Origin of the sequence: Cobetia sp. ICG0124 (assembly GCF_004006355.1) — a bacterium.
GTDB classification, from domain to species: domain Bacteria; phylum Pseudomonadota; class Gammaproteobacteria; order Pseudomonadales; family Halomonadaceae; genus Cobetia; species Cobetia marina.
The window spans coordinates 3,168,137-3,193,647 of the sequence record NZ_CP024893.1; the positions used below are offsets into that span (position 1 = coordinate 3,168,137).

The window sequence follows — 25,511 nt, forward strand, 5'->3', positions numbered from 1 at the left end:
GGGGCGCTATCAGAGGCTACGCTCGACCTGAATCTGGTCGAACACCTCGATCTTGTCGCCCACCTGCACGTCGTTGTAGTTCTTGACGCCGATACCACATTCCATGCCGTTGCGGACTTCGTTGACGTCATCCTTGAAGCGACGCAGGGATTCCAGCTCGCCTTCGTAGATGACCACGTTGTCACGCAGCACGCGGATGCGCTTGGAGCGGTACATGGTGCCTTCGACGACCATGCAACCGGCGATGGCGCCGATCTTCGGTGCCTTGAAGACATCGCGCACTTCGGCCACACCCACGATCTGCTCGCGGAATTCCGGTGCCAGCATGCCGCTCATGGCCAGCTTGACCTCGTCGATCAGCTGGTAGATGACGCTGTAGTAGCGCAGATCCAGGCCTTCACGCTCGACGATCTCACGGGCGGAAGCGTCAGCACGGACGTTGAAGCCGACCAGGATCGCTTCGGAAGCGAGTGCCAGGTTGGCATCGGTGCCGGTGATGCCGCCGACGCCGGAAGAGACCACGGCCACCTTGACTTCGTCGGTGGAGAGCTCTTCCAGAGCGCCACGGATGGCTTCCAGAGACCCCTGCACGTCGGCCTTGAGGACGACGTTGACCTTGGCGACTTCTTCCTGACCCATCTGGGAGAACATGTTCTCCAGCTTGGCCTTCTGCTGACGCGCCAGACGCACCTCGCGGTACTTGCCCTGGCGGAAGTTGGCGACTTCACGCGCCTTCTTCTCGTCCGGGACCACGGTGAACTCTTCACCGGCTTCCGGCGTGCCACCCAGGCCCTGGATCTCGACCGGCATGGCCGGACCCGCGGAATCGACCTGCTTGCCGACTTCGTTGATCAGCGCACGCACGCGGCCGTAGTGCAGGCCAGCGAGGACGATGTCGCCCTTCTTCAGGGTACCGTTCTGGACCAGCACGGTCGCGACCGGGCCACGGCCCTTGTCGAGACGCGACTCGACCACGACGCCTTTACCCGGCGCGGACGGCACGGCCTGAAGCTCGAGCACTTCGGAGACCAACAGGACGGCTTCCAGCAGCGCGTCGATGTTTTCGCCAGTCTTGGCGGAAACGTGGACGAACTGGGTATCACCCCCCCATTCCTCGGAGATGACGCCGTGCTGGGACAGCTCATTCTTCACGCGGTCCGGATCAGCGCCTTCCTTGTCGATCTTGTTCACTGCCACGACCAGCGGGACACCCGCGGCCTTGGAGTGCTCGACAGCCTCGATGGTCTGCGGCATCACGCCGTCATCGGCAGCCACCACCAGGATGACCACGTCAGTCGCCTTGGCACCACGAGCACGCATGGCGGTGAACGCCGCGTGGCCCGGAGTATCCAGGAAGGTCACATCGCCGTTGTCGTGCTCGACGTGGTAGGCACCGATGTGCTGGGTGATACCACCCGCTTCACCTGTGGCCACCTTGGTACGGCGGATGTAATCCAGCAGCGAGGTCTTGCCGTGGTCAACGTGACCCATGACAGTGACGACCGGCGCGCGAGTGATCTGCTCACCCTCGTAGGAGATACCCTCGAGAACGGCTGTCTCGAGCGCGTCATCCTTGATCAGCTTGGGCGTGTGACCCATTTCCTCGACCACGATGGTCGCGGTTTCCTGATCGATCGTCTGGTTGATGGTGACCGCAGCGCCCATGTTGAACATGGCCTTGATCACTTCAGACGCCTTGACGGCCATCTTGTCGGCGAGGTCTGCCACCGAGATGGACTCGGGGATGGAGACTTCACGCACGAAGGTCTGGACCGGCTTCGGCGGCTGGCGATTGGTATCGCGACCACCACGACGACCGCCGCGACGCTCTGCGCGCTTGACCTTCTTGGCCCCGCCACGCTTGCGCTCGCTGCGATCTTCACGGGCCTCACGGCGATCACGTGATTCATCACGCGGCGCAGCCTTGGCACGACGCGGTGCATCACCACGCGGCTCCTTCGGCGGCGCATTGACTTCCGGCGCAGCATCCGCGACCGGTGCAGCGGCAGCGGCCGGAGCACTCTGACGCGGACGCTCTTCGCGACGGTTGTCGTTGCCACGACGCTCATCACGCTGCGGGGCAGCAGCCGGCTTCTCGGCGGCAGGCGCCTTGGCAGCCTGTGCCTCAGTCGCCGGCGCATCTGCGGCCTGCTCTTCACCATCCTTGACGTAGGTACGCTTCTTGCGGACCTGCACCTCGATGGACTTGCCGCGACCGCCGCCAGTGTTGATGCGTGACTTGGTCTTGCGGGTCAGGGTAATGCGGTTCTTCGGCGCTGCCGGGGCAGCACCACCGCCGTGGCTCTTGGTGAGGTGGTCAAGCAGCTTCTGCTTGTCGACCTCGGACACGGCGTCGTTCTCTGACTTGTGCTTCAAACCAGCTTCGTGCATCTGTTCCAGTAGGCGGGCTGACTCGCGGCCCACCTTCTTGGCGAATTCTTTGACTGTCATTTCTGACATGTACGACCCTCCTGAGCCCGTGACCTAGTTACTGTTCGCTTGCGAACCAGGGCGCGCGGGCGGTCATGATCAACGCCGCTGCTCGCTCTTCGTCGACGCCTTCGATGTCTTTCAGATCATCGATGGCCTGCTCGGCAAGGTCTTCCATGGTGACGATACCCTTGCTGGCCAGGATGTATGCCAAATGACTCTCCATGCCTTCCATGTTGAGCAGATCTTCGGCCGGCTGTGCGCCGTCCAGCTGCTCTTCAGTGGCGATGGCGAGATTCAGCAGTTCATCCTTGGCCCGAGCGCGCAGCTCCTCGACCAGATCCTGGTCAAAGCCCTCGACCTCGAGCATTTCCTCGAGCGGGACATAGGCGATTTCCTCGAGTGAGGTGAAGCCCTCGTCCACCAGGACACGGGCTAGATCCTCTTCAATCTCGAGATGAGTGATGAAATATTCGACAAAGCTGTCGATTTCCTGCTCGCGCTTGCCCTCGGCTTCCGCCTCGGTCATGACATTGAGCGACCAACCTGTCAGCTCACTGGCCAGGCGCACGTTCTGACCGCTACGACCAATGGCCTGTGCCAGATTGTCCGCGGCGACAGCGACATCCATGGAATGGGTGTCTTCGTCGACCAGAATGGAGCCGACATCGGCCGGTGCCATGGCGTTGATGACCAACTGGGCAGGATTGTCATCCCACAGGATGATATCCACGCGTTCATTACGCAGTTCGTTTGACACGGCCTGCACACGCGAGCCGCGCATGCCGACACAGGCACCGATCGGGTCGATGCGCTTGTCATTGCTCTTGACCGCAATCTTGGCCCGCGAGCCCGGATCGCGAGCCGCGCCCTTGATCTCGATCAGCTGCTCGGCGATTTCCGGCACCTCGATCTTGAACAGTTCGATGATCAGCTCCGGACGCGTCCGCGAGAGTATCAACTGGGATCCACGCGCCTCGGTATCAACCTTCCAGAGCAATGCGCGTACTCGCTCGTTCAAGCGGTAACGCTCGCCATGGATCATCTCGCCGCGCGGCAGGAAGCCTTCGGCGTTGTCGCCCAGGTCGATGATCAGGCCGTCACGTGTCGTTTTCTTGACGATCCCCGCGACCAGCTCGCCTTCACGCTCCGCGTACAGGCGCACGACTTCGGCACGCTCGGCTTCGCGCACCTTCTGCACGATGACCTGCTTGGCCGTCTGGGCAGCGATACGACCGAAGGCTTCGGACTCGATCTGCTGCTCGACCACGGCGCCCAGCGCCAGCGGCTCTTCGCGCTGTTCAGCGATACTGGCCTTGATCTCGTAGTCCGGCGTCTCGAACTCGTCGTCTTCCACGACGGTCCAGCGACGGAAGGTCGCATAATCACCGGTGACACGATCGATCTTGACGCGGATATCCGCCTCTTCCTGATCGAAACGCTTGCGTGAAGCCGAAGCCAGTGCCGCCTCGACGGCCTCGAAAATCACATCCCGCGGCACGCCCTTCTCATTGGAGATGGCGTCAACGACCAGCAGAATCTCTTTGCTCATGACTTTGCCTCGCCAGAAACCTGTCCTTGCGCATCGACTCTAGCTCGCCAAGCGAGCAATGTGCCGACAACGTCAGTTATTTGAACTGCGGCACAATGCGTGCCTGGTCGATGCTTTCGATCGGAAAGCAGTATTCTTCTTCGTCGACCCGGATCACGACATCACCGTCTTCGGTGCCAGTCACCAGCCCCTGGTACTTGCGCTGGCCATCGAAGGCCTGACGCAGTCGCAGTGCCACCACATGACCGATGTAGCGCTCGTACTGATCAAGCGTGAACAGCGGACGATCCATGCCTGGGGATGAAACTTCAAGCTGGAACTGGCCCGTGATGGGGTCCTCGACATCCAGCACGGCTCCGACCTGACGACTGACGCTTGCGCAGTCATCCACGGAAATGCCATCGGAATGGTCGATATAGATCACCAGACGGGACTGCTTGCCTTGGGAGAGATAGTCGATACCCCAGAGCTCGAAGCCCAGAGCAGAAACGACGGGATCGATAAGCGCTTTAAGCGTAGCGTCCTTGGTTGACACAGACGAGGCTCCTACAGCAGTTGCATCAGGCACCTGACCGGGAGTAGAGAGGAGAGCTAGGTGGCTGATTGGCACTGGTGCTAACAAAAAGCCCCTTCATAGGAAGGGGCCTTTCAAGAAACTTGGTAGCGGGGACCGGATTTGAACCGATGACCTTCGGGTTATGAGCCCGACGAGCTACCAGACTGCTCCACCCCGCAACAATAGTCGGACGATGGTAATGTCACCGTAAAAGGAGGTCAAGGAATGACGTCTTTCAAAGGTGGCAGAGTTGCGTCCAGACTGCCAATCGATCTAACAGGATGGTGCCGAAGGGGGGACTTGAACCCCCACGACCATAAGGTCACTACCCCCTCAAGATAGCGTGTCTACCAATTCCACCACTTCGGCACGGGGGCGGGTATCGCCTGAGACGTTACCCGGAAGAATTCAAACGATAATGCCTTGAATTCCTTAGAGTACTGGTTGGTCTGCGTTGCCGCTTTCCTCGAGCACTGGCGACGTATTCTCCACACTTTCACTGGAGTCGTCAAGTGATGGCAGTGAATTTTTCTGCTGCTCGATCACGCTGGCATTCGGGATGCCCGCTTCCACGGAGGTCTGGTTGGCATTGGAGGCGAACCAGGCCAGGGTCAGGGACGTCGCGAAGAAGCCTGCTGCCAGCACGCCGGTGAAGCGCGCGAGGAAGTTGCCACTACCGCTGGACCCGAAAACGGTCTGGGAAGCACCACCACCACCGAAGGCAGCGCCAGCTTCGGCACCCTTGCCCTGCTGGAGAAGGACGAGCACGATCAGTGCGACCGCGAGTACCACATGGACCATCAGAACGGCTACTTGCATGAGATTCAACCTGCAGACTGGCAAATGGCTAGGAATTCGTCGACCTGGAGAGAAGCACCTCCCACCAGGCCGCCGTCGATATCCGGCTGCGCGAGCAGCTCGGCGGCATTGGCAGCTTTCATGCTACCGCCGTACAGCAATTGCATGGCATCCGCGAGAGACGCGGACCACTCGCCCAGGCGTGCACGGATAGCGGCGTGCATGGCTTGCGCCTGCTCAGGCGATGCCGTGCGGCCGGTACCGATCGCCCAGACCGGCTCATAGGCCACGACAAGACGGGCACGCGCCTCAGCGGACAGCTCGGAGAACACGGCCTCCAGCTGACCCAGCACGACACGCTCCGACTCACCGGCTTCACGCTCTTCCAGTGTCTCACCGATGCACAGTACCGGCGTGAGGCCTGACGCGAGAGCCGCATTGACTCGTGCAAGCACGGCAGCATCGTCCTCGCCATACAGGCTGCGACGCTCGGAGTGCCCGACCAGCACCAGCGTCATGCCCACATCCTTGAGCATGCTGCCTGCCACCTCACCGGTGAAGGCGCCTGATTCCGCCGGATTCAACGTCTGGGCGCCCAGCAGGACCGTCGCCGGCAGCCGCTCGCGCGCAGCGCTCAGATAAGGGAAAGGCAATGCCAACGCCACCTGAACCCCCTGAGGCAGCGCTGCGGCCCCCAGTACGTCGGCGAACTCGTCGATCAGGGCAAGATCGCCATTCATCTTCCAGTTACCGGCAATCAGCGGTGTACGCATGTGCTTCTCCCTTATGAGCAGTGCGAGGATGGTAATGGAGCGGCCCCTGACTGACAACCTCATCGCGAACTGTCAAGCCCTGCAGGCACGCTCGATTGGGCCTTTCATGGCGTCCAGAATCGACGACAGGCGCACTGGGCGCCTGTCGTCGATTCTGATGACCGCGGGTAATATCAGCGGGCCTGCATGCTGGCCTCGACCGCCGAGGCGATCTGACGGGCCAGTGCCTGCACATCAAAGTGCGGCCGCCCCTCGACCATGACACGGATCAGTGGCTCGGTACCACTGGGACGCAACAGTACGCGACCTTCGCTGCCCAGCGTCTCTTCCACTTCCGCTACCGCGGCCTGGACGGCATCCGCCGCCATCAGCGCCTGGTTGTCACAGCCCGGAGTCAGACGCACGTTGATCAACGCCTGCGGCGCCTTCTCGAAACCGACCAGCAACTCACTGAGAGAACATTCCTCACGCGCCATGATCGCCAGCACCTGCAGCGCGGAGACGATGCCATCGCCGGTGCTCTGGATATGGCTGCAGACGATGTGACCGGAGGATTCCCCCCCCAACTGCCAGCCATTGGCTTCCAGACGCTCGATGACGTAGCGGTCACCGACCTTAGCACGCTCGAAGGGAATTCCCAGACCTTCCAGCGCTGCCGCCAGACCGAAGTTGGACATCAGCGTACCGACGACACCGCCCCCCAGCACCCCACGCTCGTGACGATCCCGCGCGATCATGTAGAGGATGTCATCGCCATCGATGACCCGGCCATCGGCATCGACCAGGATCAGACGGTCCCCGTCGCCATCGAAGGCCACGCCAAGATCGGCGCCCTGCTCGATCACGGCCGCCCGCAGTGCCTGCGGGTTGGTGGAGCCGACATCCTGGTTGATGTTCAGACCATCCGGCTCGCCACCGATGACGCTGACCTTGGCGCCCAGCTCACGGAAGACATTCGGCGCGATGTGGTAGGTCGCGCCATGCGCGCAATCCAGCACCACTTTCATGCCATGCAGGCCCAGACGGCCCGGCAGGGTCGACTTGCAGAATTCAATGTAACGGCCGGCGGCATCCTGGATGCGCGAGGCCTTGCCGAGGCTATCCGGCCCGACGATCTCGATATCGCGATCCAGCTCGGCCTCGATCTCGGCTTCCAGCGCATCATCCAGCTTGGTGCCGGCCGCGGAGAAGAACTTGATGCCATTGTCCGGATAGGCATTGTGCGAGGCCGAGATCACGATACCGGCATCCGCGCGGAAGGTCCGCGTCAGATAGGCGATGCCCGGTGTCGGCATCGGCCCCAGCAGCGAGACATCCACGCCTGCGGCAGAAAGACCGGACTCCAGCGCCGACTCGAACATGTACCCCGAGATGCGCGTGTCCTTGCCGATCAGTACCTTGCCGCGGCCATGGCGCGCAAAGACACGCCCGGCCGCCCAGCCCAGCTTGAGCATGAAGTCTGGCGTGATCGGGAATTCACCGACCGTGCCGCGAATACCATCCGTACCAAAATAACGTCGACTCATCGTATCGTGCCTTCCTGTAGCACGGCCCACGTCATGTCGACAGCATCGACAGTCGGGGCCACGTCGTGAACGCGTAGCAATCGGGCACCTTCACGGACGGCAAGTGCCGTCAGCGCCAGATTGCCAGCCAGTCTATCCTCTACCGCGCGCCCGAGCGCATTGCCGATCATGCTCTTGCGAGAGGTGCCGATCAGCAGCGGGAGGGTGAATTCGTGCAGCTGCGCCATGCGGTGATACAGACGCAGATTGTCTTGCAGGGACTTGCCGAAGCCGAAGCCGGGGTCCAGCAACAGACGCGAACGCTCGATCCCTGCGGCCTCACAGACGGTGATGCGCTCGGCTAGAAAGTCACTGACCTCATCCTCGATCGACTGCGCATAGGCGGTATCCTGCTGCATGGTGTCCGGCTCGCCACGCATGTGCATCAGGCACACCGGCAGGCCGCTGCGCGCGGCCGCCTCAAGGGCGCCCTCACGACGCAATGCACGCACGTCATTGATCATGCCAGCCCCGAGACGCGCCGTTTCCTGCATCACCTCCGGGGTACTGGTATCGACGCTCACCAGCGCCCCCAGCTCGCTCACCAGCCGCTCGACGACCGGACAGACACGTGCCAGCTCCTCATCCGCACTGACAGGGCTCGCCCCCGGGCGGGTCGACTCACCGCCCACGTCGATGATGGCGGCGCCATCGGCCAGCATCCGCTCGGCATGGCGCAGCGCGGCATCCAGGGTCGCGCTGCGCCCACCATCCGAGAAGGAGTCCGGGGTCACATTGAGAATCCCCATGACACGCGGGCGTGACAGGTCAAGCGTGCGTCCACCGCAGTCAAGCGCCATTGAATGGCCCACCACGGGCTCGCGTGGCAGTGAATCAGCGTAAGTCGACATGATCACCCATGCAGTCACCGTCGTCAGTGTCTGCGTCATCACCGTCAGACCCGGGGGCCTCAGGCGCCTCAGCTTTCGGCGTGTCGGCCACCGGTGCGACGAGACCACTGTCACCACCACCGGCCGGGCCACCCCAGTCCTTGGGCGGACGCGGAGTGCGCCCTGCCATGATGTCGGCCAGCTGCTCGGCATCGATGGTCTCGTAGGTCATCAGCGCCTCGGTCATCGCATCCAGCTTGTCGCGATTCTCCTCAAGGATCTGCTGCGCCTTGGCGTAGCACTCGTCGATGATACGACGCACTTCCTTGTCGAGACGTGAGGTGGTGTCGCCCGACTTCAGCTTGCCGCCGCCCTGACCCGGACCGCCGAGGAACTGGTGAGACTCGTCCTCATCGTACATGATCGGGCCCATTTCACTGGAGAGACCCCATTTGGCGACCATGTTGTGGGCAAGCTCGGTGGCACGCTTGATGTCGTTGGAAGCCCCGGTGGTGACACCATTCGGCCCCAGCGTCATCTCTTCGGCGATACGACCGCCGAACAGCGAGCAGATCTGACTGATGATCTGCTGGCGAGAATAGCTGTAGCGATCCTCTTCCGGCAGGAACATCGTCACACCCAGCGCACGGCCTCGCGGAATGATCGAGACCTTGTAGACCGGATCATGCTCTGGCATCACCAGACCGATGATGGCGTGACCGGACTCGTGATAGGCCGTGTTGCGCTTCTCCTTCTCGGACATGACCATCGATTTGCGCTCGGCGCCCATCATGATCTTGTCCTTGGCCAGCTCAAGCTCTTCCATGCCGACCAGGCGCTTGTTGCGACGTGCAGCGAACAGGGCCGCTTCATTGACCAGGTTGGCCAGATCCGCGCCAGAGAAGCCCGGCGTACCCCGTGCGATATTGACCGGCACCACGTCGTCGCCCATCGGCACCTTGCGCAGGTGAACGCCGAGGATATGCTCGCGGCCACGGATGTCCGGCAGGCCTACCATGACCTGGCGGTCGAAACGGCCCGGGCGCAGCAATGCGGGGTCAAGCACGTCTGGACGGTTGGTCGCGGCGATGACGATGATGCCGTCATTCGCTTCGAAGCCATCCATCTCGACCAGCAGCTGGTTCAGGGTCTGCTCGCGCTCATCGTGACCACCGCCCATGCCGGAGCCACGGTGGCGGCCGACGGCGTCGATCTCATCGATGAAGATGATGCACGGCGCCTGCTTCTTGGCCTGCTCGAACATGTCACGCACACGGGAGGCACCGACACCGACGAACATCTCGACGAAGTCAGAACCGGAGATGCTGAAGAACGGCACCTTAGCCTCGCCGGCAATCGCCTTGGCGAGCAGGGTCTTGCCGGTACCCGGCGGACCCACCATCAGTACGCCACGCGGAATCTGACCGCCAAGACGCTGGAACTTGCTGGGGTCCTTGAGGAAGTCGACCAGTTCCTCGACCTCTTCCTTCGCTTCGTCACAGCCCGCGACGTCGCTGAAGGTGGTCTTGATCTGATCCTGGCTCAGCAGCTTGGCCTTCGACTTGCCGAAGCTCATCGGGCCACCCTTGCCGGCACCACCACCCTGCATCTGGCGCATGAAGAACATGAAGATGGCCAGGATGATCAGAATCGGGAAGCTGGCAATCAACAGACGTGTCCACAGCGACTGCTGCTCAGGCTTCTTGCCGATGACCTCCACCTTGTTGGAGAGCAGGTCATCCATCAGCTTGGGATCGGACGCCGCCGGCCGGATGGTGGTAAAGCTGGAGCCGTCGGCCCGCTCACCCTCGATGGTGTAGCCATCGATGGTCACACTCTTGATCCGGTCGTTCTGCACCTGCTGGACGAACTGTGAATAGTTCATCGCCTGCGGCGAGGTATCGACGCTGAAGTTGTTGAACACCGTCAGCAGCACTGCCGCGATGATCAACCAGAGAATCAGGTTCTTCGCCATGTCGTTCAAGGGGACACCCTCATTGCATGAATCTGTCTTGGCATGCCGTGAATACTCCGACTGCCGTCTTGTGGTGGCCTGCCATGCTATCTGATCGTGCCTGCGGGGTATCAAACGACGCAACACGCCGCCTTGCCTACCGAGTCACTCAAAGCTTGCCCGTCAGCCCTTGAACCCCTGCCCAAGCAAATAGACCTCGCGCGAGCGGGCGCGCGACGCTTCCGGCTTGCGCGTGACGACCTTGTTGAAGCTGCCACGCATGTCCTTCAGGTAGGCATCGAAGCCCTCTCCCTGGAAGACCTTGACCAGAAAGTTGCCACCCGGCTTGAGCGTCTGGCGCGCCAGATCCAGCGCCAGCTCGACCAAATACATGCCGGCAGGCTGATCTATCGCGCTCATGCCGCTCATGTTGGGTGCCATGTCGGAGATCACGAGATCCACCGGGCGATCCCCCAAGGTGGCCAGAATCTGGTTCAGCACGGCCTCTTCGGTGAAGTCACCCTGGATGAAATCAACACCGGCCAGGGCGTCCATCTCAAGGATGTCGGAGGCGATGACCACGCCTTCCATGCCGACGCGATCCGCGGCGATCTGGCTCCAGCCACCGGGGGCGGCACCTAGGTCGATGACGGTAGCGCCCGGCTTGAGCAGGCGGTCCTTGTCATCGATTTCAATCAGTTTGTAGCTGGCACGGGAACGATAGCCATCGGCCCAGCTGCGCTGGACATAGGCGTCATCAAAGTGTTCCTTCATCCAGCCAGCGCTGCTCTTGCTGGGGTGAGCCACGTTGTCACCTGGAATGTCGGGGGAAATCGAATACTGGCGGGAGATGGTGCGGGGGGATAACGACGACACGAAAGGCGTGGCAAGCTTGCGCACGGGTCGTGTCATGAGCGTCGTCATGGAGTAGAATGGCGGGTCCTGCGCGCGGTTCCGCCCGCGGGCACAGACATTGCCTGCGCAACAGACGGGTTCACACCCCTGGATTTCAAGCCCTGGAGTCGACCCTGTCTTTCGCTACGCTCCCCGCTCCCATCGGACGCCAACAGGGAAACTTTACGATACCATGAGCTTGTCACAGTCACAAAAGAAAGCATTTCGCAGCATCGGGCACCATCTTGACCCGATCGTCACCGTCTCGGAAAACGGCCTTTCCGACGGCGTCGTGACCGAACTCGAGCGCGCACTGCACGATCACGAACTGATCAAGCTGAAGCTGGCGATCAATGATCGCGAAGCCCGTGGCGAGGTGGCTCGCCACCTGTGCAGCGAAACCGGCGCGACCCTGATCCAGAGCATCGGCAAGATCGCCCTGCTGTATCGCCGCAACCCGCAGGCCAAGCCGAAGCTGTCCAACGTACAGCGCTTCAGCGAGAAGTAAGCCGCCGGGCCCAGGCCTGACGAGGCTCACCTCGCACGCCACGCCTGCCGCAGACAGAAACGCCGCCCTCATCGAGGGCGGCGTTTCTGTTTTCTGTGACTGACAATCACGACCTGACGCGCTGATTCAGCTCAAAGGTGATGTCGTCCAGCGCCCGCTGGGTGACCTGATGACGCTTGAGTGTCGTCTGTCTGGACTCCCCCTCACCGCTGCCGGCATCACGATACTTGATGACCAGCGTCTTCTTGTCGAAGGTGAAATCCTCGATCAGCTCATACTCGATCTTGCGACACCCCATGAGTGGTGACGGCCGCAGATAAAGCGACTGATTGCCGAAGTGCGCCAGCGGCACCACCAGGTGGAAAACTCCCCTCGCCAACAGGGCACTCCCCAGGACCAATGACGGCGTCAACAGCGCCGAGTCCCCGGTGTACCGATAGGCAAACGACTGGGAGACCACATATGCCACCCCGAACAGCATGAACCCGAGCACCATGAAGATGGCCACCATGGAGGTTGCCATGATGCGCTTTTCCGGCTGACTTCCCTGTACTTCCATTACTCCCTCCCTGAAGGATTTCGTGCCCGCAGGCAAAAAAAACAGCCCTGCCGGGATGACCGGCAGGGCTGTCACGACATCAGGATCTGACGAATCAGAGGCGATGCTCTTCAGATGTGACGTGCTTCAGATGTGATGCACTTCGGAGATTTCATACTCCACATCGCCACCCGGGGTACGCACGACCACGACATCCCCTTCTTCCTTGCCGATCAGCGCACGCGCGATCGGTGAGGTAACGGAGATCTTGCCGTCCTTGATGCTGGCCTCATCCTCACCCACGATGCGATAGCGCACTTCGCTGTCGTCATCGAGGTTCATCAGATCAACCGTGGTACCGAAGATCACCTTGCCTGTCTTGGGCAGCTTGGTGACATCGATGACCTGGGACATCGAGAGCTTGGCTTCAATCTCCTGGATACGCCCCTCGATGAAACCCTGTTGCTCACGCGCGGCGTGATACTCGGCGTTCTCCTTGAGATCGCCGTGCTCACGTGCTTCCGCGATGTCAGCGATGACCTTGGGGCGTTCCGTGCCCTTGAGGTGCTCGAGCTCCTTGCGCAGGCGATCTTCGCCCTCGACGGTCATCGGACTTCTACTCATATCATGACTCCTGCATGCAGATCCTGGAGACGACGGACCTTGACATCGTTTCCGTACTCGAGCGCCATGCACACGGCATTGGCACCCGCCAGCGTCGTGGCATAGGGCACCTTGTGCGCCAGCGCAGTGCGGCGAATCACGGACGAGTCATTGATGGCCTGACGTCCCTCAGTGGTGTTGACGATGTAGGCGATCTCGCCGTTCTTGATCATGTCGACGATATGCGGCCGCCCCTCGAACACCTTGTTGACGGGTTCAACCTCGAGCCCGGCAGCGGCAATCACCTCTGCCGTGCCACGGGTAGCACAAAGCGTAAAGCCCAATGTTACCAGAGAGCGGGCCACCTCGATAACGCCCGCCTTGTCGAACTCGCGCACGGACAGGAACGCCTTGCGATCGCCCGTCAATGTCGGGATGGCTTCCCCGGCGCCCAGCTGCGCCTTGTAGAAGGCCTCGGCGAAGGTATCGCCAGAGCCCATCACTTCACCGGTGGACTTCATTTCCGGTGACAGGATCGGATCGACACCCGGGAACTTGGCGAACGGCAGCACCGCTTCCTTGACGCTGTAGAAGGTCGGCACGATTTCCTGGGTGAAACCGATCTCTTCCAGGGTCTGGCCGGCCATGCAACGCGCGGCGATCTGCGCCAGCGACTGGCCGATGCACTTGGAGACGAACGGCACGGTACGCGAGGCACGCGGGTTGACCTCGATGACGTAGATCACGCCATCCTGCCAAGCCAGCTGAACGTTCATCAGACCGACGACGTTGAGCTCCAGCGCCATGCGCTTGACCTGCTCACGCATCTCTTCCTGGACGTCTGCCGGCAGCGAGTAAGGCGGCAGTGCGCACGCCGAGTCACCGGAGTGGATACCAGCCTGCTCGATGTGCTGCATGATGGCGCCGATCACGACCTGCTTGCCATCGGACACCGCGTCGATGTCGACCTCGATGGCGGCATTCAGGAAGTGGTCCAGCAGCACCGGCGAGTCATTGGAGACCTTGACCGCGTGGGTCATGTAGTTCTCGAGCTCGGAGGCGGAGTAGACGATTTCCATCGCGCGGCCGCCCAGCACGTAGCTCGGACGCACCACCAGCGGGTAGCCGATGGTTTCGGCCTTGACGAAGGCCTCCTCGAAGCTGCGTGCGGTGGCGTTTTCCGGCTGGATGAGACCGAGCTTCTCGATCATCTGCTGGAAACGTTCGCGGTCTTCGGCGCGATCGATGGCGTCCGGCGTGGTACCGATGATCGGCACACCGGCGGCCTCGAGCTCACGGGCCAGCTTCAGCGGCGTCTGACCGCCGAACTGGACGATGACACCGACAGGCTGTTCCTTGTCGGCGATCTCCAGCACGTCTTCCAGCGTCACCGGCTCGAAGTAGAGGCGATCGGAGGTGTCGTAGTCGGTGGACACGGTTTCCGGGTTGCAGTTGACCATGATGGTCTCGTAGCCGTCCGCGCGCATGGCGAGGGAGGCGTGGACGCAGCAGTAGTCGAACTCGATGCCCTGACCGATGCGGTTCGGACCACCGCCCAGCACCATGATCTTCTTCTTGTCGCTGACCTCGGCCTCACACTCCTCCTCGTAGGTGGAGTACATGTAGGCGGTGTCGGAAGCGAACTCCGCGGCACAGGTATCGACACGCTTGTAGACCGGGCGGATGCCCTGCTGCTGACGATGCTTGCGGAAGGCTTTCTCGGACACGCCCATCAGGCGCGCCAGACGGGCATCACTGAAGCCCTTGCGCTTGAGACGGAACAGACGATTGGCATCCATCTCGCCCAGAGAACTTGCCGCCACTTCGCCTTCCTGAGCGATCAGGTCGGCCAGCTGCACCAGGTACCAGCGGTCGATGTTGGTGAGACGGAAGATCTCTTCGATGCCAAGGCCGGCACGCATGGCGTCGGCGATGTAGAAGATACGCTCGGCACCGGCGGCCTGCAGCTCGCCCTTGATGCGCGCCATGTTCTCGTCGCCGTAGTCGGCCACGATGGGATCGAGACCATCGACACCGGTCTCCATGCCACGCAGTGCCTTCTGCAGGGATTCCTGGAAGGTACGACCGATGGCCATGACTTCGCCGACCGACTTCATCTGCGTGGTCAGACGGTCATTGGCCTGCGGGAACTTCTCGAAGGTGAAGCGCGGAATCTTGGTGACGACATAGTCGATGGACGGCTCGAAGGACGCCGGCGTCTTGCCACCGGTGATGTCGTTCTGCAGCTCGTCCAGGGTATACCCGATGGCCAGCTTGGCGGCGATCTTGGCGATCGGGAAACCGGTCGCCTTGGAGGCCAGCGCAGAGGAGCGCGACACGCGCGGGTTCATCTCGATCACGACCATGCGACCGGTGTCCGGGCAGATGCCGAACTGGACGTTGGAGCCACCGGTCTCGACACCGATCTCGCGCAGGACGGCCAGCGATGCATCACGCATCAGCTGGTATTCCTTGTCGGTCAGGGTCTGTGCCGGGGCGACAGTGATGGAGTCACCGGTATGCACGCCCATCGGGTCGAAGTTCTCGATGGCACACACGATGATGCAGTTGTCGTTCTTGTCACGAACGACCTCCATCTCGTATTCCTTCCAGCCCAGCAGCGATTCGTCGATCAACAGCTCACGGGTCGGCGACAGCTCGAAACCGCGATGGCAGATCTCTTCGAATTCTTCACGGTTGTACGCCACGCCGCCGCCGGAACCGCCCATGGTGAAGCTGGGACGGATGATGGACGGGAAGCCCAGCTCGGCCTGGATTTCCCAGGCCTCTTCCATGGAGTGTGCGACCTTGGCCTTCGGGCACGCCAGGCCGATCTTCTTCATCGCCTTGTCGAAGCGATCACGGTCTTCGGCCTTGTCGATGGTATCGGCGTTGGCACCGATCATCTCGACGCCGAATTTCTCGAGCACACCTTCGCGCTCCAGGGCCAGTGCACAGTTCAGTGCGGTCTGACCACCCATGGTCGGCAGGATGGCGTCCGGACGCTCCTTCTCGATGATGCGCGCCACGGTCTCCCAGGTGATCGGCTCGATGTAGGTCGCGTCGGCCATCACCGGGTCGGTCATGATGGTGGCCGGGTTGGAGTTGACCAGGATGACCCGGTAACCCTCTTCACGCAGGGCCTTGCAGGCCTGTGCGCCGGAATAGTCGAACTCGCACGCCTGGCCGATGACGATGGGGCCGGCGCCGATGATCAGGATGCTTTTCAGGTCTGTACGTTTCGGCATGTCTCTTCCCGCAATGATCTGGTGACTGAACTCAACGATGGATCAGGCCCTCGGGCCTGCGCTCGGCTCAGCGTCGCGCGCGCATCATCTCGATGAAACGATCGAACAGCGGGGCGACGTCCTGCGGGCCGGGGCTGGCTTCCGGGTGACCCTGGAAGCTGAAGGCCGGACGGTCGGTGCGCTCGATGCCCTGCAGACTGCCGTCGAACAGCGACTTGTGGGTCGCGCGCAGATGGCTCGGCATACCGGCTTCATCCACCGCGAAGCCATGGTTCTGACTGGTGATCATCACCACACCACTGTCGAGATCCTGCACCGGGTGGTTGGCACCATGGTGACCGTGGCCCATCTTGACCGTGCTCGCACCGGAGGCCAGGGCCAGCAGCTGGTGACCGAGGCAGATGCCGAAGACCGGCGTCTCGGTCTCGAGCACTTCACGAATCGCGGTGATGGCGTAGTCGCAGGGTTCGGGGTCGCCCGGACCGTTGGACAGGAAGATGCCATCCGGGTTGAGCGCCAGCACCTCGGCGGCAGGCGTCTGCGCCGGCACGACGGTCAGACGGCAGCCACGCGAGGCCAGCATGCGCAGGATGTTGTGCTTGACGCCGTAGTCGTAGGCGACCACGTGGAAGGGGCGCTCTGACTCACGGGTGTCGGCGTAGCCTTCTCCCAGGGTCCATTCGCCTTCGTGCCACTCGAATGACTCGCGGCAGGAGGCTTCCTTGGCCAGGTCCATGCCCTTGAGGCCCGGGAAGGCACGAGCGGCTTCCAGCGCACGCTCGACGGCGTCATCTCCCTGAGCATCCTCACCGGCGAGAATGGCGCCGTTCAGCGAGCCCTTCTCGCGCAGGATGCGCGTCAAACGACGCGTATCGATATCCGCGATGCCGACGACATTCTCGTCACGCAGGTACTGATCGAGAGAGCGAGTGGAGCGGAAGTTGCTGGCCAGCAGCGGGAGGTCGCGGATGACCAGGCCGGCGGCCGCGACATGATCGGACTCGTTGTCCTCGTCGTTGATGCCGGTATTGCCGATGTGCGGATACGTCAGAGTGACGATCTGTCGGGTGTAGGAGGGATCGGTCAGGATTTCCTGGTAGCCGGTCATGGCAGTGTTGAACACCACCTCGCCACTGGTCTGCCCATCAGCGCCGATGGCGCTGCCGTGAAATACACTGCCGTCTTCCAAGGCCAGTATCGCGGGTTTGATCAACGCAACGTCCTCCCCTAAGTGTCCACTTTCCTGCCCGGAATCCGCGGTCGAACACCGGACATGCTGCTTGATTGTCGTACTCGGCTGACGCCGAGTCTGGGTCCCGCTGCCCGCTCGCCGGAAGCGGCAAATTCAGGCTGCAAAAAAGCGGGACGAAACCGAAAAATCAGGCTTCATCCCGCTTGTTATCATTCTTCGGAATATTGCTTGTCACAGCGGCCCCAAGAGTGCGGCCAACCAAGAGTGCGGCCAAATTGGGTAGAGATTACCCGAATCCTGCGGTGCTGACCACCCCATGACTGCACCGCGAGCGGGCGGCAGTGCCCACCATACGGTCGTTTCGTCACAGCGGTCAGCTTTCACTTGAGACCCAGCACGTCCTGCATGTCATAGCGTCCGACGCCACGCGCTGACAGCCACTCGGCGGCACGCGCCGCGCCCTTGGCGAAGGTCATGCGGCTTGAGGCCTTGTGGGTGATCTCGATGCGCTCGCCTTCGGTGGCGAACATCACGGTATGCTCGCCGACGATGTCACCGGCACGCACGGTGGCGAAGCCGATTTCCTTGTCGGTGCGCGGACCACACTGTCCTTCGCGTGCAAAGACACCGTGGGTCTCGAGATCACGACCGATGGCATGTGCCACCGCCTCGCCCATCGCCAGTGCCGTGCCGGAGGGGGCATCGACCTTGTGGCGGTGGTGCGCCTCGATGATCTCGATGTCATACCCCGCATCCCCCAGTGCCTGGGCTGCCGTTTCCAGCAGCTTCAGCGTCAGATTGACGCCGGAGCTCATGTTGGCGGCAAACACGAAGGGCACGCTGTCGCGATAGCCATCCAGTTGCTCGAGCTGCTCCGGGCTGAAACCGGTCGTGCCGATGACCATGCGCTTGCCGTGCTCCGAGCACAGCGCCAGATTGGCCAGCGTCACCTGCGGCGCGGTGAAATCGATCACGACATCGACGTCATCCACCACGGCGGCCAGACTGTCACTGGCGACCACACCCAGACGCCCCTGCCCCGCCAGCTCGCCGATGTCGGCACCTGCCAGGGAGCTGCCGGCCTCGACGATGCCCGCTGTCAGCGTCAGGCCTTCCACGGCACCGACGGCCTCGACCAACGTGCGTCCCATGCGTCCGGCGACGCCCATGATTGCGATACGGGTCATGCTGACTCCTGCCTGTTGTGGGTCTTGAGGGCAGCCACCCCCGCGAGTATATCAGCCGCCTGCAGCGTTGGCTGACGTCATGTATTTGCCCCCGTTACGCGCTAGAGTAGCTCCCTCTTCACCGCTCAGTTCCCGGAGTCAGCATGTCGCTACTTCATCGTTATGCCATTCGTCGTTGGCGCCTGCTACGCCTCGCGACCCTTGCCACGGCAGTTGCCGGCCTGCTGAGTGCCTGTGGCGTTCACCCGCGCCCCTACTCGCTGGCCTCGCCGGAGCAGATGAGCCAGCTGCCGGAGATCCAGTGGTGCGGCACCCTCAAGCTGCCAGGCAAGTGGCTGGATGGCACCCCCGTCGGCGGCCTGTCCGATATCGGCTGGGACAAGGATGAATCCCTGCTGTACGCCGTGTCGGACCGGGGCTGGCTGCACCGTCTGCGCCTGGCCTTCCGCCATGGGGAGCTGGTCGGCGCCAAGGCACTCAAGACCTATACGCTGCGCGACGAGACCGACATCTCCCTGCAAGGCGCCCTGAGCGATGCCGAAGGCATGCAGCTGCTGAAGGACCACAACGGCCGGCGCGGCGATACCCGTCTGGTCATCAGCTTCGAGCAGCAACCCCGAGTCGAGCACTTCCTGCCCAGCGGACTGGCGATCAGCGAACCCGCCACCCCCGTGGGCGTACGCGGTGCCGCCCCCAACAACGGCATGGAGGCGCTGACCCTGCACCCCGAGTACGGCCTGCTCGCCGGTCTGGAAGCCACCCCGGAGGGCATGGACGAAGGCACCACGCGCCTGTTCACGCTGGATGGCAAGCAGGAATGGCGCTACCCCCTGGCCAGCGACACGGGCTCGAGCCTGACCGCCATGGAGATGCTGCCGGACGGGGACATCCTGATGCTGGAGCGCGCCTTCTCGCCGCCCTATCCGCTGGTCATCAGCCTGCGGCGCGCGCATCTGGGAGAGCCGGGGACGACCGTCGAGGTCCGCACCCTTGCCCGCCTGTCGAGTGGCGAGGGGTGGTCACTGGACAACTTCGAAGGGCTCACGCACCTGGAGGGCAATCGCTTCCTGATGGTCTCGGATGACAACTTCAGCAGCTTCCAGACCACGTTGCTTAGCTGTTTCGCGGTGATCGAGCCCGAGGCCTTCACGGCCTAGGGCTTCATGTCCTCGAAGAACTTCTTCACGCCATCGAAGAAGCTGTTCTCCTTCGGCGAGTGGCTCTTGCCGGTATCGCCAAGGCTCTGCTGGAACTGGCGCAGCAGCTCCTTCTGCTCCTCGTTCAGGCTGACAGGTGTCTCGATGACCACCTTGCACAGCAGATCGCCGGCAGGGCCACCACGCACCGGCTTGACGCCCTTGCCGCGCAGTCGGAACAACTTGCCCGTCTGGGTCTCGGCCGGAATCTTGAGCACGACACGACCATCCAGCGTCGGGACGTTGAGCTCACCACCGAGCGCTGCATCCACGAAGCTGATCGGCACTTCACACTGCAGGTGACGCCCATCACGCTTGAAGATCTCGTGCTCGCGCAGATTGACCTGAACATACAGATCACCTGACGGCCCGCCGTTGACACCGCCCTCGCCTTCGCCGTTCAGGCGGATGCGGTCACCGGTGTCGACGCCCGGCGGAATCTTGACCGAGAGGGTCTTGGATTCCTGCACGCGGCCTTCGCCGTGACACTTGCGGCACGGCACGCTGATCTTCTCGCCACGCCCGTGGCAGGTCGGACATGCCTGCTCGACCGCGAAGAAGCCCTGCTGCATGCGCACCTTGCCCATGCCGTTGCAGGTCGGGCAGGTTTCCTTGGTGGAACCCGGCTCGGCGCCGTCACCATCACAGTGACCACAGGCAGCCAGACGCGGCACGCGGATGTCGACCGTGGTACCGGCGACCGCCGATTCCAGATCGAGATCAAGGTTGTAGCGCAGGTCGCTGCCACGCTGCGGAGCGTTCGGATTGCGACGGCCACCGCCGCCACCGAAGATGTCACCGAAGACATCGCCGAACACGTCGCCGAAGCCACCGGCACCACCACCAAAGCCACCGCCGCCGAAGCCACCGCCGCCCTGGCCGTCGACACCGGCATGACCGAACTGGTCATAGGCCGCGCGCTTGTCCGCATCGGACAGCACTTCGTAGGCTTCCGACACTTCGCGGAACTTCTCCGCCGAGGCCTCGTCATCCGGATTGCGGTCAGGGTGATGCTTCTGAGCCAGGCGTCGGTACGCCTTCTTGATGTCCTTGGTGTCGGCGCCACGCTCGACACCAAGCACTTCGTAATAATCACGCTTGGACATGGATCAGGTCCGCCTGGATTGCTGGCAGCCCAAGGCTGCCTGTCTGTTCTAGGATATCGGCTGTCACCGACAGCGTGCGCCCACGCGATACGCTACCGGTGCAAACGACAACGCGGGACACCTTCGCAAGGCTCCCGCGCTGTCATCAGACGTCGTTCAAGAGATCCCTCAGGACTTCTTGTCGTCGTTGACTTCCTCGTACTCGGCGTCAACCACGTCGTCGTCTTGCTTCTTGTCAGCCTGACCGTCGCCAGCCTGCTACCTGCACCTGCTCACCCTGGGCACCCTGCTCGGCGTACATCTTCTGCGCCAGGTTGCCGGAAGCTTCGGTCAGCGAATCCAGCTTGGCCTGGATCGCGTCCTTGTCGTCGCCTTTCAGGGCTTCTTCCAGCTCGGAGATCGCCGTCTCGATGGCTTCCTTCTCGCTGGCTTCGGCCTTGTCACCGGCTTCGGTCAGGGTCTTTCTGGTCGCGTGGATCATGCCATCGGCCTGATTGCGAAGCTGAACCATTTCCTCGAACTTCTTGTCTTCGTCGGCGTTGGCTTCCGCGTCACGCACCATCTGTTCGATCTCTTCGTCGGACAGGCCGCCGGAAGACTTGATGACGATGGACTGTTCCTTGCCGGTGGCCTTGTCCTTGGCGGACACGTTCAGGATACCGTTGGCATCCAGATCGAAGGCGACTTCGATCTGCGGCACACCACGCGGGGCCGGCGGGATGTCAGCCAGGTCGAAGCGACCCAGGGACTTGTTCTGTGCCGCCTGCTTGCGCTCACCCTGCAGGACGTGGATGGTCACCGCGCCCTGGTTGTCGTCAGCAGTGGAGAACACCTGAGACTTCTTGGTCGGGATGGTGGTGTTCTTCTCGATCAGCGGAGTCAGCACGCCACCCATGGTCTCGATGCCCAGCGTCAGCGGCGTCACGTCCAGCAGCAGCACGTCCTTGACGTCGCCACCCAGCACGCCACCTTGGATACCGGCGCCGACGGCGACCGCTTCATCCGGGTTGACGTCCTTGCGCGCTTCCTTGCCGAAGAATTCAGCGACCTTGGACTGCACCAGCGGCATGCGAGTCTGACCACCGACCAGGATGACATCGTCGATCTCGGAAGCGGACAGGCCGGCATCGGCCAGAGCGGTCTGGCACGGCTTCAGGGAGCGAGCGACCAGCTCATCGACCAGCGACTCGAGCTTGGAACGGGTCACCTTGACGTTCAGGTGCTTCGGACCGGTGTTGTCTGCGGTGATGTACGGCAGGTTCACGTCGGTCTGCTGAGCGCTGGACAGCTCGATCTTGGCCTTCTCGGCAGCTTCCTTCAAACGCTGCATGGCGAGATTGTCGCCGGACAGGTCGATGCCGCTGTCGGACTTGAACTGGTCAACGAGGTAGTTGATCAGATGCATGTCGAAATCTTCACCGCCCAGGAAGGTGTCACCGTTGGTGGCGAGCACTTCGAACTGGGTCTCACCGTCGACGTCCGCGACTTCGATGATGGAGATATCGAAGGTACCGCCACCCAGGTCGTAGACCGCGATGGTCTTGTCACCACGAGACTTGTCCATGCCGTAGGCGAGTGCCGCGGCAGTCGGCTCGTTGATGATGCGCTTGACCTCGAGACCCGCGATGCGGCCGGCGTCCTTGGTCGCCTGACGCTGGGAGTCGTTGAAGTAGGCCGGCACGGTGATGACCGCTTCGGTGACTTCTTCACCGAGGTAGTCTTCCGCGGTCTTCTTCATCTTCTTGAGGATTTCCGCACTGATCTGCGGCGGTGCCATCTTCTTGTCCTTCACCTGGACCCAGGCATCGCCATTGTCGGCTTCGACGATCTTGTACGGCACCATCTTGATGTCTTTCTGGACGACATCATCCTTGAACTTGCGACCGATCAGACGCTTGACCGCGAACAGGGTGTTCTCCGGGTTGGTCACTGCCTGACGCTTGGCCGACTGACCGACAAGGATCTCGTTGTCGTCGGTGTAGGCGATGATGGACGGCGTGGTGCGGCCACCTTCAGCGTTTTCGATGACCTTGGTCTTGTCGCCGTCGAGCACTGCCACACAAGAGTTGGTAGTACCCAAGTCAATACCGATGATGCGTCCCATAATCGTATACCTCGAATCTGTTGCTAGCCTGAAAGATGAGTCTGGTTGTCGGTACCTTGTGTCGGCACCTGAACTTGCTTCAATAAGTGGGGTCGCGCGTCAGGCTTTCAAGGGCCTCAGTTGGCCTTGCTGACCGCGACCATCGCCGGACGCACCAGGCGACCATTGAGGGTGTAGCCCTTCTGCATCACGTCGATGACGCTGTTCGGCTCGGCATCCGGAGATGGCACCATGGCGACCGCCTGATGGTATTCCGGGTCGAAGGGCTCGCCGTGGGGGTCCAGCTGCTCGACGCCTGACTTGTTCAGGGCATCCAGCTGCATTTTCAAGGTCATCTCGATACCTTCGACATGTGCCTTGGCTGCCTCGTCGTCGCTCATGGACTCAAGCGCCTTCTCGAGCGAGTCCACCACCGGCAGCATTTCCTTGACGAACTTCTCCAGCGCGAACTTGCGAGCCTTCTCGGCATCCTGCTCGGCGCGACGGCGCGCGTTCTGCGCCTCGGCAGCTGAACGCAGCGCCTGGTCCTTCGCCTCCTTCACCGCCTGCTCGAGTTCCTCGACCTGAGCGGCCAGCATCTCGGCTTCCGGATTGTCGATCAGCTCACCTTCGCTTTCGGCGGCGACATCGGTGGCATCCAGTATGTCTTCAATCACTTCGCCTTCCGGAGTTTCCGGCTGCGGCTCGGCGTCGCGAGCGGCACGCTGAAGTTCTTCATCCATCGGGGTCTGCGGATCCTGAGCCATGCTGTTCTCCTGCGGGCCGACGTCTGTGCGCCATTGCCCTGCCCTTCGGAGGTAGTCATGCTGCTACAGCTCGCCATTCAAGATTTCGCCATCGTCGAGACACTGGAACTCGATTTTCGCCGCGGCATGACCGCCATCACCGGCGAGACGGGGGCCGGCAAGTCCATCCTGCTCGGTGCGCTCGGTCTGTGCCTGGGCGAACGTGCCGATGCCGGCAGCGTGCGACACGGCGCGGATCGCGCGGATCTCATCGCACGCTTCGATATCACAAGCCTCAGCGACGCGCGTGAATGGCTGGACGAACGCGAGCTGGGCAGCGACGACTGCCTGCTGCGCCGGGTGATCACCGCCAGCGGACGCTCGAAGGCCTGGATCAACGGCACCCCCTGCACCATCGCGGACCTGCGGGAACTGGGTGAGCACCTGATCGACATCCATTCCCAGCACGCCCACCACTCGCTGTTGAAGGAAGAGACGCACCTGCGTCAGCTCGACGAGTACGCCGGGATCGAGACGCAGGTCACGCAGCTGCGCGAGGACTTCCGCCACTGGCAGGAGGCACATCGCCGCCTCAAGCGCATGAGCAATGATGGCGACGAGGTACGCGCTCGTCGCCAGCTGTTGCGCTATCAGGTCGAGGAGCTTGATGAGCTGGCACTCAGCGAGGGCGAGCTGGAGGCACTGGAGCAGGAGCAGGAAACCCTGGCCAATGCCGAACAGATTCTCAGCGAGGCGCAGGCCGCCGCCGAGTGCTGCGATCATGATGATGAAGGTGCCCTCGCGCGCCTCAATCAGGCCGTGGCGCGACTGACACACCTGCCGGGCAGCGAGCAGGGTTCGCTGGCCAGCGCACTGGGCATGTTGGAAGAGGCACGCATCCAGATAGAAGAAGCGGCACGCGAGCTGAACCGCTTCGTCGAAGTCACCGAACTCGACCCGGAGCGTCTGGCCTTCGTCGATGAGCGCCTTGGGCGCATCCACCAGATCGCCCGCAAGCATCATGTCTTGCCCGAGGAGCTGCATGGCCTGCACCAGCGACTGAGCGAGGAGCTGGAAGGGCTCGGGGGTGACGAGGAGGCCATCGAGGCCCTGCGTCAGGAAGTGGCGGCCCGCCGGGATGCCTGGAAGATCCTGGCTACTGAGGTCGGTACGTCACGAGCCGCTGCCGCCCCTCAGCTGGCCAGCGACATCCAGGATCAACTGGCCTTCCTCGGCATGGGCAAGGCGACGTTCGAGGTTGCCGTCGAGCCACGCGAGCGCCCGCAACCCGAAGGCATGGAGCGCATCCACTTCCGCATCAGTGCCAACCCGGGGCAGCCGCCGCGGGCGCTGGCCAAGGTCGCTTCGGGCGGTGAACTGTCCCGCGTCTCGCTGGCCATTCAGGTGGTGGCCGCCAGTCGCTCGACCATTCCGAGCCTGGTCTTCGATGAAGTGGATGTCGGCATCTCCGGTGCGACCGCCGAGATCGTCGGTCAGCTGCTGCGCCGACTGGGCGACAAGGGTCAGGTGCTGACCGTCACCCACCTGCCTCAGGTCGCGGCCCAGGCGCATCAACATCTGCATATCGAGAAGCAGGCAGAGAAGAACACCACACGTACCCACATGGCACTGCTGGACGAGAGTGGCCGCGTGCGGGAACTGGCACGCATGCTGGGCGGCATTCACCTGTCCGAGCAGACCCTGGCACACGCTCGCGAGATGCTCAGCGCGGCGGACAGCCGTCACTGAGCC

Annotated in this window: 19 protein-coding genes, 2 tRNA genes and 1 pseudogene; 3 read left to right on the plus strand and 19 right to left on the minus strand. The window is 62.3% G+C overall.

The annotated features are described in order from the left end of the window. Positions 1 to 9 precede the first annotated feature (9 nt). The 11 genes from infB to rlmE all read right to left on the minus strand — a co-directional run bounded on the left by infB (position 10) and on the right by rlmE (position 11,370). Entirely contained in the window at positions 10 to 2,460 is a 2,451-nt protein-coding gene (infB, locus tag CU110_RS14800) for a translation initiation factor IF-2 (RefSeq protein ID WP_077379481.1), read from the minus strand. A gap of 28 nt (positions 2,461 to 2,488) precedes the next feature. Beyond that, entirely contained in the window at positions 2,489 to 3,982 is a 1,494-nt protein-coding gene (gene nusA / locus CU110_RS14805; protein WP_077379484.1) for a transcription termination factor NusA, read from the minus strand. A gap of 76 nt (positions 3,983 to 4,058) precedes the next feature. Next, positions 4,059 to 4,517: a ribosome maturation factor RimP gene (rimP, locus tag CU110_RS14810; protein ID WP_077379486.1), complete on the minus strand. Its 459-nt coding sequence runs from the start codon at positions 4,515 to 4,517 to the stop codon at positions 4,059 to 4,061. A 123-nt stretch (positions 4,518 to 4,640) separates the two neighbouring features. After that, positions 4,641 to 4,717, minus strand: a tRNA-Met gene (locus tag CU110_RS14815). A gap of 103 nt (positions 4,718 to 4,820) precedes the next feature. Beyond that, positions 4,821 to 4,907: transfer RNA gene (locus tag CU110_RS14820), tRNA-Leu, on the minus strand. 63 nt (positions 4,908 to 4,970) lie between these two features. Beyond that, the gene (gene secG, locus CU110_RS14825) at positions 4,971 to 5,357 is read right to left on the minus strand and encodes a preprotein translocase subunit SecG (RefSeq protein WP_084209484.1); all 387 of its coding nucleotides are present in this window, start codon (positions 5,355 to 5,357) and stop codon (positions 4,971 to 4,973) included. A gap of 5 nt (positions 5,358 to 5,362) precedes the next feature. Next, on the minus strand, positions 5,363 to 6,109 hold the full coding sequence (gene tpiA, locus CU110_RS14830) for a triose-phosphate isomerase (RefSeq protein WP_084209485.1): 747 nt from the start codon (positions 6,107 to 6,109) through the stop codon (positions 5,363 to 5,365). Positions 6,110 to 6,282: 173 nt separating this feature from the next. Next, positions 6,283 to 7,635 carry a phosphoglucosamine mutase gene (gene glmM / locus CU110_RS14835; RefSeq protein WP_077379492.1) on the minus strand — a complete coding sequence of 451 codons (1,353 nt, stop codon included), beginning with the start codon at positions 7,633 to 7,635 and terminating at the stop codon, positions 6,283 to 6,285. Continuing rightward, positions 7,632 to 8,474, minus strand: coding sequence for a dihydropteroate synthase (gene folP / locus CU110_RS14840; protein WP_240499765.1), 843 nt, complete (start codon positions 8,472 to 8,474; stop codon positions 7,632 to 7,634). The genes glmM and folP overlap by 4 nt, the downstream gene beginning before the upstream one ends. A gap of 34 nt (positions 8,475 to 8,508) precedes the next feature. Continuing rightward, positions 8,509 to 10,488 carry an ATP-dependent zinc metalloprotease FtsH gene (gene ftsH / locus CU110_RS14845; RefSeq protein WP_127736512.1) on the minus strand — a complete coding sequence of 660 codons (1,980 nt, stop codon included), beginning with the start codon at positions 10,486 to 10,488 and terminating at the stop codon, positions 8,509 to 8,511. Between the two features lie 153 nt (positions 10,489 to 10,641). Then, a complete protein-coding gene (rlmE, locus tag CU110_RS14850) occupies positions 10,642 to 11,370 on the minus strand; it encodes a 23S rRNA (uridine(2552)-2'-O)-methyltransferase RlmE (protein ID WP_084209486.1) in 729 nt (242 codons plus the stop codon). Between the two features lie 175 nt (positions 11,371 to 11,545). On the opposite strand from rlmE, the gene yhbY reads away from it, so the two are divergent. Then, complete coding sequence (yhbY, locus tag CU110_RS14855) at positions 11,546 to 11,860, plus strand: ribosome assembly RNA-binding protein YhbY (protein WP_077379496.1); 315 nt, start codon at positions 11,546 to 11,548, stop codon at positions 11,858 to 11,860. 106 nt (positions 11,861 to 11,966) lie between these two features. Here the strand turns inward: yhbY and CU110_RS14860 are convergent, their stop codons facing one another. The 5 genes from CU110_RS14860 to dapB all read right to left on the minus strand — a co-directional run bounded on the left by CU110_RS14860 (position 11,967) and on the right by dapB (position 18,628). Beyond that, positions 11,967 to 12,419: a hypothetical protein gene (locus CU110_RS14860; protein ID WP_084209487.1), complete on the minus strand. Its 453-nt coding sequence runs from the start codon at positions 12,417 to 12,419 to the stop codon at positions 11,967 to 11,969. A 126-nt stretch (positions 12,420 to 12,545) separates the two neighbouring features. Further along, positions 12,546 to 13,022: a transcription elongation factor GreA gene (gene greA, locus CU110_RS14865; protein WP_077379500.1), complete on the minus strand. Its 477-nt coding sequence runs from the start codon at positions 13,020 to 13,022 to the stop codon at positions 12,546 to 12,548. Continuing rightward, on the minus strand, positions 13,019 to 16,249 hold the full coding sequence (gene carB, locus CU110_RS14870; protein WP_084209488.1) for a carbamoyl-phosphate synthase large subunit: 3,231 nt from the start codon (positions 16,247 to 16,249) through the stop codon (positions 13,019 to 13,021). Before carB ends, greA begins: the two co-directional genes overlap by 4 nt. Positions 16,250 to 16,316: 67 nt before the next feature. Further along, entirely contained in the window at positions 16,317 to 17,462 is a 1,146-nt protein-coding gene (carA, locus tag CU110_RS14875) for a glutamine-hydrolyzing carbamoyl-phosphate synthase small subunit (protein ID WP_127736515.1), read from the minus strand. Positions 17,463 to 17,821: 359 nt separating this feature from the next. Continuing rightward, on the minus strand, positions 17,822 to 18,628 hold the full coding sequence (dapB, locus tag CU110_RS14880) for a 4-hydroxy-tetrahydrodipicolinate reductase (RefSeq protein ID WP_084209490.1): 807 nt from the start codon (positions 18,626 to 18,628) through the stop codon (positions 17,822 to 17,824). Between the two features lie 143 nt (positions 18,629 to 18,771). On the opposite strand from dapB, the gene CU110_RS14885 reads away from it, so the two are divergent. After that, positions 18,772 to 19,785, plus strand: coding sequence for an esterase-like activity of phytase family protein (locus CU110_RS14885; RefSeq protein WP_127736518.1), 1,014 nt, complete (start codon positions 18,772 to 18,774; stop codon positions 19,783 to 19,785). On the opposite strand, the gene dnaJ is transcribed toward CU110_RS14885, so the two are convergent. The 3 genes and pseudogenes from dnaJ to grpE all read right to left on the minus strand — a co-directional run bounded on the left by dnaJ (position 19,782) and on the right by grpE (position 23,780). Further along, positions 19,782 to 20,930 carry a molecular chaperone DnaJ gene (dnaJ, locus tag CU110_RS14890; RefSeq protein WP_077379510.1) on the minus strand — a complete coding sequence of 383 codons (1,149 nt, stop codon included), beginning with the start codon at positions 20,928 to 20,930 and terminating at the stop codon, positions 19,782 to 19,784. The genes CU110_RS14885 and dnaJ overlap by 4 nt on opposite strands. A 168-nt stretch (positions 20,931 to 21,098) precedes the next feature. After that, a pseudogene (dnaK, locus tag CU110_RS14895) lies at positions 21,099 to 23,034 on the minus strand (molecular chaperone DnaK). Positions 23,035 to 23,150: 116 nt separating this feature from the next. Beyond that, positions 23,151 to 23,780: a nucleotide exchange factor GrpE gene (gene grpE / locus CU110_RS14900; RefSeq protein ID WP_077379514.1), complete on the minus strand. Its 630-nt coding sequence runs from the start codon at positions 23,778 to 23,780 to the stop codon at positions 23,151 to 23,153. A gap of 57 nt (positions 23,781 to 23,837) precedes the next feature. On the opposite strand from grpE, the gene recN reads away from it, so the two are divergent. Next, positions 23,838 to 25,508, plus strand: coding sequence for a DNA repair protein RecN (gene recN, locus CU110_RS14905; RefSeq protein ID WP_077379980.1), 1,671 nt, complete (start codon positions 23,838 to 23,840; stop codon positions 25,506 to 25,508). Positions 25,509 to 25,511 lie beyond the last annotated feature (3 nt).